This is a genomic window from uncultured Chryseobacterium sp. (assembly GCF_913776365.1).
In the GTDB taxonomy this organism is placed as follows: domain Bacteria; phylum Bacteroidota; class Bacteroidia; order Flavobacteriales; family Weeksellaceae; genus Chryseobacterium.
Map to the genome: position 1 here is coordinate 1 of NZ_CAJYMO010000089.1, position 10,969 is coordinate 10,969.

Genomic DNA, 10,969 nt, shown 5'->3' on the forward strand with positions numbered 1-10,969 from the left:
AACTGGCACAGGGTGAAGATGAGAACGGAAAATATTATATGCTGTATTTCGAGAAAGAAGTATAACCAAGCAGAAGGCTGCTGCCACATAGGAATATGCATTGACTGATCCGGAGGGCCCTGGGAATGACTACAGAGCCGCTTCCGGAAGTCTGACAAACCGGGAGATGGCCGGATGGTGGCAGGAGACTGTATGTAATATCCTATCCGGATGAACCGGGGCATCAGGCTCCGGTAGAAAATAAAAGCGGGCAAAAACCATTGGTCAGTTCCTCCCAAACTGCAGCAGGATCTGAAGGATGGCAAGGTAAGAACCCATAGGAACAGGAGTTATGGATTGCTGCCATCCGTGTAAACTTTAAATAAGTTATTCGGTAAATAATTAATTTACAGAAAATATCCCCTGTTTATGAATAAATATACAGTTTTCCGGACTTTTTAACGTATTTTATTTCTGTGGTACCCGTTTTGAGTGAAAAATATACCACAGCTGTAAAAAAAATATTATATTTGATTGTTCAAAGTATTATATGAATTTTGTAGAGTGTCATGAAGAGCCTATCCATATTCCGGGCTACATACAAAGTTTTGGCTATCTGATTGGCATCGCTGCAGAATCTCATTCCATTACTTTTTTCAGTGAGAATATAAAAGATATTTTTCCCGTTGAAAGCCCTGAACAGCTTTTCGGCAGGAAACTGACTGATTTTACAGAGGTCTTCAGAAGCATCATCGAATCCGATATCTACACCTCACTTCCTAATTTTACCAAACGGGATAACGAGACCTTTTTCGATAAAATTCATATCGGAAGCGCAGAATACCATCTTTCCGCTTTCCGCAGCAAAGGCAACATTTTTCTTGAGCTGGAAAAAGTAGTATGGAATCCGAAGAAAAAGATTTCCAATAAATATGATAATTTCTACATCAGTGATGACGAGCAGGAAATCTGGGACCAGCTGCTGGGTACGTTGTCCAGGATCGTGAACTACGACCGGATGATGGTTTATAAATTCATGATGGACGGATCCGGGAAGGTAATAGCCGAGAAAACCAATGACAGCCTCGAAAGCTACCTTGGCCTTCATTATCCGGAATCCGATATTCCTATCCAGGCCAGGGAACTGTACCTGAAAAAAAGGAAAAGGATTTTCAGTGATGTCCATTCGGAACCGGTACCTATCGTAAGCAGAAGCAAAGAGCCTATCGACCTTACCTATTCTTCCACCCGGGCCATGTCGCCGATCCATGCACAGTACATCAAAAATTCAGGAGCTTCTTCAAGCTTCAGTGTTTCCATTATCATAGACGATCATCTCTGGGGACTGGTTACCTGCCAGAACATGGAACCCAGGCATATCGACCTCGAGGACCGTGTACAGGCCGGTATCTTCACGGCACTGGCAGCCAATGCCTATTCATCTTTCAAATCCAAAAATGAGCTCAATTACCGGCTGGAACTCAACAGTAAAGCCCTGCAGCTGAAATCGGAGTTCCTGAAGCACAACAGCCTTTTTGATTCGCTGGTGGACAACAAAGCTGAAATCTGCAGCCTTCTGGAAGCAGACGGGCTTGCCATTGTAGCAGACCGAAAGATGGTAACCGAAGGAAGTATCCCGGCTGCGGAAAAGATCCATGCCATTACCGACTGGGCGCATGAGCATACCGACGACAGCATTTACATGAGCAGGAGCTTCCTGAAAGACCATGGCCAGGAACTGGGCCTGGATACAAAGGCTGCAGGCGTAGTGATCTACTTTATCGAAAGAAGTAAAAACAATCTGCTGATCTGGTTCAGGAAAGAATTCGACGAACATATCGACTGGGCCGGAAACCCGGAAAAACAGATTGACACCATTTACCAGGACGGAGAAGAAAAGCAGGTGGTTTCCCCCAGAAGCTCTTTCCGCCTTTTTACCGAAAACATCAAAGGGAATTCCAAAAGATGGAACTCCAGGAATATGGCTGCCCTGCAGACGGTGCGCGATCTCATCCTGGAGACTTCCCATAAAAATTATTCCACCATCAAGAAGCTTCACGATGAGCTTAAAAAAGTAAATGAAGAGCTTGACAGTTTTTCCTATACCATTTCCCATGACCTGGGAACGCCGCTTACGGTAATGAAGCTTAATGCCCAGATGCTCCTGAAGACCCTCACGGACGCGTCTGATAAAAGCAAGAACAAGATCAATTCCATTATCGAGGAGATCGATAATATGGCCGTGATGATGAATGATGTACTGCAGCTGAGCCGTGCCAAGCACAGCGAAATCCAGCTGGAAAGCCTGGAAACCTTACGTACCATCGAAAAGATTTCCGCGAATGCGAAAATTACTTTCGATACCGAGAAAAGTTCGGTAATCATCGGGGAATGCCCGGAAGTACTGGCGGACCAGACGATGATGCACCAGGCCTTCCTGAATGTCATCAACAACGCCATTAAATATTCTTCACAGCAGGAAGCCCCCGTAGTCACCATCGAAGGGAAGGAAGAAGGGGAATTCGTAGTCTACAGGATTTCAGACAACGGAATCGGGATTCCGGAGGAAAATAAGCACAAAATGTTCAAAATCTTCAACAGAATGGATAACGCCCGGAAGTTCAAAGGAAACGGCGTAGGACTCTCCATCGTACAGCGGATCATGAAAAGGCTTGGTGGCGATGTGGATTATACCGCTAATGAAGGCGGCGGCACCTGTTTTGTCCTGACCTTCCAGAATCCTAACTTTTAACATTATTTATATCTTTATGGTATCCGAATATCTAAAGCAGCATACGGCAGAATATCACGACGCAGCCGAAGCACTCTTCAATTCCGGGAAAATCTTCAGTAAAACCTTCAGCCTGGATGACTATAAAAAGATCATCGGGACAAACTACCTGATGCTCCTTCATGCCGAAGACCGTATTTTCAACCGTCTTTCCGACACATTCGGGGACATTCTTCAGCTTGAACAACGCAGAAAGCTTCCCCTGATCGAGAAAGACCTTGAAGGCCTTGATCTTGAAAGCCGCACTGTTTCCGGAGGTCCTGAATTTGCCAACGAGCATGAAGCGCTGGGTGCGATGTATGTTATTGAAGGTTCAACGTTAGGCGGGAATGTGATCGCCAGACAGCTCTCTAAGACCGAAGGATTTGACCGGGTAACATTCCATTTCTTCGGATGCTACGGCGATCAGACAGGCGCGATGTGGAAAAATTTCAAGGAAATACTCGATACCCGGGTTCCGGAAGATCAATATGACGAAGTACTTGCCGGCGCCCGCAAACTCTATACTTTTTTATTACACGTCAATTAAACGGCAGTAAGGGAGTACAAAACCTTATAAATATCATATTTAAGATAATTAGATTCCTGAAAAATTGCCCAATTTTTCAGGAATTGTTAAATTTGGGCGTTTTCAGGAGGAAATGCAATAAAATACAACACGAATCCTGAGAGCTGCATGATAGCAATCAATAAAACAATAAACAGTATACATTAGGAAACTGTAAAGTTCCGTAATACCATTAAAAACAATAAATAAAGATATTATGAAAGTAACCGTAGTAGGTGCAGGCGCTGTAGGAGCCAGCTGTGCAGAATACATTGCTATGAAGAACTTCTGTTCGGAAGTGGTTTTGGTCGATATCAAAGAAGGTTTTGCTGAAGGAAAAGCGATGGACCTGATGCAGACGGCCTCGTTAAACGGATTCGATACAAAAATCACCGGGACCACAGGAGATTACAGCAAAACTGCAGGTTCTCATGTAGCGGTAATTACATCCGGAATTCCGAGAAAGCCGGGAATGACCAGAGAAGAGCTGATCGGGATCAATGCAGGGATCGTTAAGGAAGTAACTGAAAACCTGGTTAAAAACTCTCCTGAAGTAATCATTATCGTGGTTTCCAACCCGATGGATACCATGGCTTACCTGGTACACAAGACTTCCGGCCTTCCTAAGCACAAGATCATCGGAATGGGAGGAGCTTTGGATTCCGCACGGTTCAAGTACAGGCTGGCAGAAGCGCTGGAAGCACCGATCTCAGACGTGGACGGGATGGTAATTGCTGCCCACAGCGATACCGGAATGCTTCCTCTGTTAAGCAAAGCCACAAGAAACGGAGTTCCTGTAACCGAGTTCCTGGATGATGAAAAGCAGAAATATGTAATTGAAGAAACCAAAGTAGGAGGGGCAACCCTTACCAAATTACTGGGTACTTCTGCATGGTATGCGCCGGGAGCTGCCGTTTCCGTAATGGTACAGGCCATCGCCTGCGACCAGAAGAAAATGATCCCTTGCTCACTGATGCTGGAAGGAGAATACGGACAGAATGATATCTGCCTGGGTGTTCCTGCCATCATCGGGAAAAACGGGGTTGAAAAAATCGTTAACATTACCCTTACTGCAGACGAACAGCTGAAATTCGCTGAAGCGGCACAGGCCGTGAGAGAGGTGAACGGAGACCTGAAGTTCTAAGATCATTCAATCTATATCAATAAACCGCGCCCGCAAAAAGGCGCGGTTTTTTTACGAATAAGGATGATGGAATAAAAGCCCTTCATTTTCATGCGGAAAGAAGATGAACTTGCTGCCGCCTGACTCATTCCGGTAAAGTAAGAAAGAATCGAGACGGAATTGTGAATCAGTTTTTCAGATCATATACATTCAAAAGAAAAAAACAGGATCGGCCGCTCTGGCGGGGACATGGAAAAGCAAAGGATGCGGTTTTACCCTTTATACCTCATTAACCCAACGGCTGGCTCTTCGTCTATGTTTACGTTAAAAAGAATATGAAATATGAATCCGGACTGGTTTTCAGTATAGAATCTTTTTTCCGTCCAGTTTGATAAGATTCTCCTTCTCCATTTTCCTGATGATGCGTATGGTGGTTTCCAGGGACAATCCGCTGAGAGAGGCCAGTTGCTGCCTGGTATAACCGACTTCCAGGGAGAACCTGTCTTTTTTCTCCTGCGATTCTTTCATCTGGTTCAGGATCTCAATAAGCCTGTCTTCAGCCGTTTTGCTGGTAATGGTATGGATCAGGGTCTGCTTTTCGAAAGTACGGTCAGCAAGCCTGGAATAGATGTCATTTAAGACGGAAGGATGATCTTTAAGCAATGTAAAGAACCGTTGACCGGGCAATTTAAGCGCGGTACATTCTGAAAGTGCGACGGCATTGACCGGGTAGTGTTTGCCTAAAACCAGCATTGATTCTCCCGTACCTGATTTTTCCTGAATGATATCCTGTATGAATTCTTTGCCGTCCTCAGCATACCTGTTCAGTTTTACCCTGCCTTCCACAATATAAAAATAGAACTGGGGCAGCGTATCCTGGCGAAAAAGATAATCGCCCAGGCTGTAATCGTGTTCCGTTGCTCCTATCGAACGCAGAAGTTCTTCGCTGATGCACATACGTAAAATTTTAGTATTGGATATTCCTTTGTCAGAACCGATACATACTATATCCTGAGAATATAAATGCCCTGAAGCACTTTTATATTTTCTGAGAAGAAAATATCGTAAGCTATGGCCGGATTGTTTTTTGGCCGGATCAAAGATACAGATATGGGTTACAGTAAAATATGATGTAGGTCATATTTTAAAAATGAAATATGCTCATTTTGATGTTGAATACAGGTACATATATAATGATAACCGGTGATCAGCAGTAAAGTGGCTGACTCTGATGATGAACATCAGCTTGGCCCTGAAGGCCCGGTTTGCCCTGCTCTGACTAAAATCATAACAAAAGAAAAAAAATGATTGTATATTTGCATAGTTTACCTATATATATGCTATTTCAGTGATTGACTATTTTGTGAACTGTAATCGTCATATAGAATTAGTTTATTAAGACTTATGGCTATCAGAGAAGATTTACTCATTACCTTTGGAGCAGAAATTCTCCACATCAAGCAATCCGGGATACTTTTTAAAGAGAACGATGCACCTGAGTATTATTTCCAGATTATAAAAGGAAAAGTTAAGCTTGTAAATTTTAATAACGGTAACGGAGAATTCATTCAGAGCATTCATGAAGAAGGCGACTCATTCGGGGAAATATTCCTGTTTTGTAAGCATCACAGGTATCCTGTAAGTGCCGTTGCCGCCAAAGATAGTGTGGTATTGAGGTTAGAACAGTCCAGGCTTTTGCAGCTCCTGGAGTCCGATTTTGAAATCCAGCTGAACTTCCTGAAAAGCTGCGCGGAAAGGACGTACTACAGCTATGTCTTTTTGAACAGCCTGACATCGGAAGATGCTACCCATCAGTTATTAACCGTACTTGATCATTTAAAAGAAAGCCACGCTACCCCGGAAACGGAAACACAGCGCTATAAAATCCCGTATACCCGCAAAGAGCTCTCGCATCTTACCGGTCTCCGTATAGAGACCGTCATCAGGATCTTAAGAAAATTAGAGCGGGAAAAGATCGTTGAAATCATTAAAGGCCGGGTATACTACTGATTATTGCGGTTGTCCGCGTGTTCAGCAGGACCGTCGGGCAGGGTGAACCAGAATGTGCTTCCTTTACCTTCTCCGCTTTCAACACCAATTTTACCGCCATGCCGTTCGATAATATCCGCGCTGATGTACAGTCCGAGTCCGAGTCCTGAAACCTGTATGCCTTTCGGGTCTACCCTGTAATAACGCTCGAAAAGGTGCGGCAGCTTATCCGCCGGTATCCCCGGGCCGGTATCCCTCAGTGAGACTTTCACCGAATGGCTGCTCTTTTCAATGTTCAGGAAGATCTTTCTGCTACAGGGTGCGTATTTCACGGCATTATTGATAAAATTAACGACCACCTGCTGTATCCGGTTTTCATCTGCCATGATTTCAAGGTTTTTTTCTCCTTCTACCACCAGTTCGTGGGTTCCCAGTTGCAATACATGGGAACGGCATTCGTCCACCATATGGGCCAGATTAAATTTCTTTTTGTTTAAAATAACCTTGCCTTCGTTAATCCGGGTAACATTCAGCAGCTCTTCTACCAGTTCGGAAATCTTGTCCATGCTCCTGTTGCTCTGCTCGATAAGACGGGGCAGCAGGGCAGTAGGGTTTGTCTTCATCCTTTCCAGAAGTTGTAGAGAGGCCTTTAAGCTGGTAAGGGGTGTTTTAAGTTCGTGGCTGGCAATTGAAATGAAATCATCCTTCTGCTGCTGAATCTGTTTCAGGGCAGTAATATCCATTACGGTACCCAGCAGTTTTCTGGCGTTGCCCTGGCTGTCGTAGTGAATGTTTCCCTGCAGCCGGATCCATTTTACAGCCCCTTCCGGATTAAGGATGCGGGTTTCGTAATGCAGCTTCCCGGTACTCCGGGCAGCTGCATGGGCCTGGTCGCTAAGGGAGTGGTCCAGGGGATGATAGGTAGAGAGTACCTGTGCCCTCGGGACAGGGCTGGTCACCCCGAAGATCTCATCAAATCGTTTGGAGCCAATGACCGTCTGGCTTTCGTAGCTCAGCTCATAAGTTCCGATTTCTGCCGCCTCAATGGCAAGACGGTTACGTTCTTCCACGTCTTCAATCTGCTTTCTGGCCCTCACTTTATCGGTCACATCATTGCCTACCACCATAATTGAAGTTACTGTTCCTTTCAGGTCTTTTACCGGTTCGTAAACAAAATCGATAAACACGGTATCATCTGCGCCGTTTCGGTTCAGGACGAGTTCATGCTCCCTTCCATGGAAGGCAATGCCGGTAGCAATTACCTGCTGCATCACCGGTGAATAAACTTCGGCAGCTTCCGCCACTCCCTCCCAGATAAAACGTTTTTCCAGCTGATCCCGGGATTTGCCTACCAGTTGCAGGTAGCCGTCATTCACTTCAGTAACCACAAGGTCTTCCGCCCGGATGACGCATATGGCCACCGGTGCCTGTCTGATCAGGTTCCGGAAGCGGGCCTCACTGAGCAGCAGCTCATCGTTGGACTGTGCCAGTTCTTCATTGGTAGCAGCCAGCTCTTCATTCAGGGAAGCGAATTCTTCATTGGAGGCTGCCAGTTCTTCGTTGATGTCCTGAAGTTGCTGTTCACTCAATTTCAGCGGGGTGATGTCTACACAGGAGCTGATGTATCCGGCGAAGCTTCCGTCAGAAAAAAACCTGGGCGTCCCCTTTTTCAGCAACCAGTGGTAGGATCCGTCAGACCCGAGCAGCCGCATTTCGGCACTGTAGGAAATCCGTTGTGCAAATGCCTGCTGGTGGGTATGGAGAAATTGCTGCCTGTCCTGGGGATGAATCAGATCATACCATCCTGTGCTCATCAACTGGTCTGCCGTTCGTCCGGTAAGCTGTGACCATGCCTTATTAAAATAAATCAGTTGCCCGGTCTGATCGCGCACGGCTATCAGTACATCGGTATTGTCTGCCATAGACCGGAAGCGCTCTTCGCTTTCGATCAATGCTTTTACACGGTCTTCCACCAGGTCTTCCAGTTCATTATTCATGCGGGAAAGTTCTTCCCTGCCTGTCTGGAGTTCCTCATTCACTGCGCTTAATTCTTCATTTGCTGCAGCAAGCTGCTCGTTCAGTGACTGCTCGCGGATCAGCAGCTCCTTATTCTGGCTGGCTTCCTGCAGTTCACGTCTGTTTTTGTAACGCTCGGTAACGTCAGTGGCTGTATGCAGTATGGCGATGACCCGGCCGCTGCCGTCTTTAATGGCACGGTATTCAAAATCAAAATAATAGGTATCCAGCATTCCGTCTACCCGTATTTCGGCAGGCGTATCTTTTCCTGAGATCGTAATGCCTTCACGCCATACCTTTGCAAACATTTCGATAAAGGGCTGGCCTGACAGTTCCGGCAGTGCTTCTTCGAGACTTCTCCCGATAATCTCCGGTCCCCGGCCCCAGATGGTTAGCATCGCCTGATTGGCAAATTCAATTCTGGCATCTTCGCCAACATGCACAGCGGTAGCAGTGCCGGAAAAAGAAAGTACATGGGTCAGCTGTTCAAAATTCAAAGGGACTACAGGATGCGTCATTATCATTTAGGTTTCAGTTCACGAAAATACAAAAATAGGAGATATTCCCTGTGTTCATACCGCTGAAAAGCGTACCATGAAACGTTTTTTTCATACCATGATCATAGCAATTCCGGACTGCCGAAAAGTGAATTGTCGGAAATTCCGCTTTCAGCCGGGATGAAATAGAGACCTCTCAGACACACAATACAGGCCTGAAAAATGGGCGGCGATCAGGTGCCGTATAAAAACAACTGGCCCGGTAAGCCTTACATCCCTGTAAAAAAGCATGCACAAGTCCGGTTATTGTGGCTCTCCGGGGTGCAAAGCAGGATAGGGCAGAGGAGTGAGAGTTAATTTTTGCTCCGTACCGAATAAAATTCCTTCATTTTATACTGTGAAAAGATTGATACCTTTGCCTGCATCAGCTAAATACATAACATTGGGAAACTTTCAGCGCATGGCCGTCAGATTCTTCATCATTACCACAGCCTGTCTATATTTTAAATTAATCATTGGTATTGATTGCAAGGGCCTGTGAAGATTTGGTGTAAATCTTTCTCATCCTGCGGATCTCAAACGACAGGCCTGCTGACGCTAAGGAAAAGAGATAAGCGTATAAGAAACGAACTCGTAACGTATCTGGAATTGCATCATATTAACCGGCGAAATACAATTCCGGGATCAGATTGTTTTTTTAAACTGTTGATATTTACTATGATATAAGGCTAGGAGTAAGTTTGATTTATAAAAAAATGGTATTGTCTCATTTTTTAGACAATAATCATTAAATTTGCACCGCAAAAATATGATCCGGGACCATATTGAATTCACGCTAGTAGACACAATTTTAGAAGAGACTTTTTTGTCATCAATTGAATGTTAGTTTATAAAAATATCTGGAGCCTGCGCTCCGGGTATTATCAGTAAATTATAATTATTGATCTGTTTTAAAATAATTCACTAGTATATGAAAAGATTTGATCTTTTATTATTGCTTCTTGCATTTTTTTGCATGCCGCATGTATTCCGCTCACAACAGATTGACAGGCTGTACCTGTCATTTGCCGCAACAGGGCGTGTTTATGACATTACGGGGATCACCGGAACCGTCTCGCTTCCTGCACCCATTGCCACCCCCGCACCTGCAACCGCTACTGAAGTCAGCAACCTGGCTGTAGGGTATGATAACCCCGGAGGCAACCCCGGGAGCGTAGTATTTATCAATTCCGACATTGCAGCCAATGCGCCGATCTATAAGAACGGTGTAGCCATGACTCCGCCTGTTACAGGACCCAATGTACAGATCGGGGGAATCGGGACCAACAATGTACCGGGTACCTATTTCGGCAGGGTATACGGATTCCAGTCCAATACCAAATCACTCTATCCGATTTATCCTGCCGGGGCCGTTGTACCCATCACCGCGGCAGCGGGAGATACCGATTGGAACTCAGGAGCAACATTTGGAACCGATACGTTCTTTGATTATGAGAACAACATCTATACATTCCTAAATAATTCCACAAATACCGCAAGATACCTGTATAAAATATCCATTGCCACCGGAGTCGCCTCCAAAGCATCCCAGCTTACAGGACCTGCTGCAACGGTAGCAGGAATCCGAGGAATGGCTTATCTGAATGGGCTTGTCTATACGGCAACCCTTACCGGTGCTTCCGGCGGTACCACCAATACCATCCAGATCAACAGCATCAATATTTCTACCGGGGTATCCACTACAGTGGCCACTTTTAATGTCGGCAGCAATTTCGGAAACCTGGACCTCGCTTCCGTGCCGTATTATGTGCCTTTTACCTTCACCTGCGGCGGGGCGGCCTTCCAGGGGAACTCCACGTTCTCCACAGGCTATGCCTCTACCCGGACGGTAAGGATTCCGATATCCAATGTCTACGGACCGGGCACCTACACCATCAATGTATCCGGTACCGATTTTGCCACCACTTCGCAAACCGTTACCATTGCTTCCGGGACCACCTTTGTGGATGTCCCGGTAACCTACAACG

At 45.6% G+C, this 10,969-nt stretch carries 7 protein-coding genes; 5 read left to right on the forward strand and 2 right to left on the reverse strand.

What is annotated here, in order from left to right:
* Positions 1-529 precede the first annotated feature (529 nt).
* The 3 genes from QZ735_RS04550 to QZ735_RS04560 all read left to right on the forward strand — a co-directional run bounded on the left by QZ735_RS04550 (position 530) and on the right by QZ735_RS04560 (position 4,461).
* Positions 530-2,731: an ATP-binding protein gene (locus QZ735_RS04550; RefSeq protein WP_294244810.1), complete on the forward strand. Its 2,202-nt coding sequence runs from the start codon at positions 530-532 to the stop codon at positions 2,729-2,731.
* Positions 2,732-2,747: 16 nt separating this feature from the next.
* Positions 2,748-3,299: a biliverdin-producing heme oxygenase gene (locus tag QZ735_RS04555; protein WP_294244812.1), complete on the forward strand. Its 552-nt coding sequence runs from the start codon at positions 2,748-2,750 to the stop codon at positions 3,297-3,299.
* A gap of 235 nt (positions 3,300-3,534) precedes the next feature.
* Positions 3,535-4,461: a malate dehydrogenase gene (locus QZ735_RS04560; RefSeq protein ID WP_294244815.1), complete on the forward strand. Its 927-nt coding sequence runs from the start codon at positions 3,535-3,537 to the stop codon at positions 4,459-4,461.
* A gap of 339 nt (positions 4,462-4,800) precedes the next feature.
* On the opposite strand, the gene QZ735_RS04565 is transcribed toward QZ735_RS04560, so the two are convergent.
* Positions 4,801-5,397, reverse strand: coding sequence for a Crp/Fnr family transcriptional regulator (locus QZ735_RS04565; RefSeq protein WP_294244817.1), 597 nt, complete (start codon positions 5,395-5,397; stop codon positions 4,801-4,803).
* A gap of 447 nt (positions 5,398-5,844) precedes the next feature.
* Between QZ735_RS04565 and QZ735_RS04570 the strand changes: the two genes are divergently transcribed.
* Positions 5,845-6,450 (forward strand): Crp/Fnr family transcriptional regulator, encoded by a 606-nt coding sequence (locus QZ735_RS04570; protein ID WP_294244820.1) that lies wholly within the window; start codon positions 5,845-5,847, stop codon positions 6,448-6,450.
* Here QZ735_RS04570 and QZ735_RS04575 read toward each other — a convergent pair.
* Positions 6,444-8,963, reverse strand: a complete 2,520-nt coding sequence (locus QZ735_RS04575) for a PAS domain S-box protein (RefSeq protein WP_294244823.1) — start codon at positions 8,961-8,963, stop codon at positions 6,444-6,446. The two genes, QZ735_RS04570 and QZ735_RS04575, sit on opposite strands and share 7 nt — an antisense overlap.
* A gap of 994 nt (positions 8,964-9,957) precedes the next feature.
* On the opposite strand from QZ735_RS04575, the gene QZ735_RS04580 reads away from it, so the two are divergent.
* A partial coding sequence (locus QZ735_RS04580) for a hypothetical protein (protein WP_294244826.1) occupies positions 9,958-10,969 on the forward strand: 1,012 nt, incomplete at its 3' end.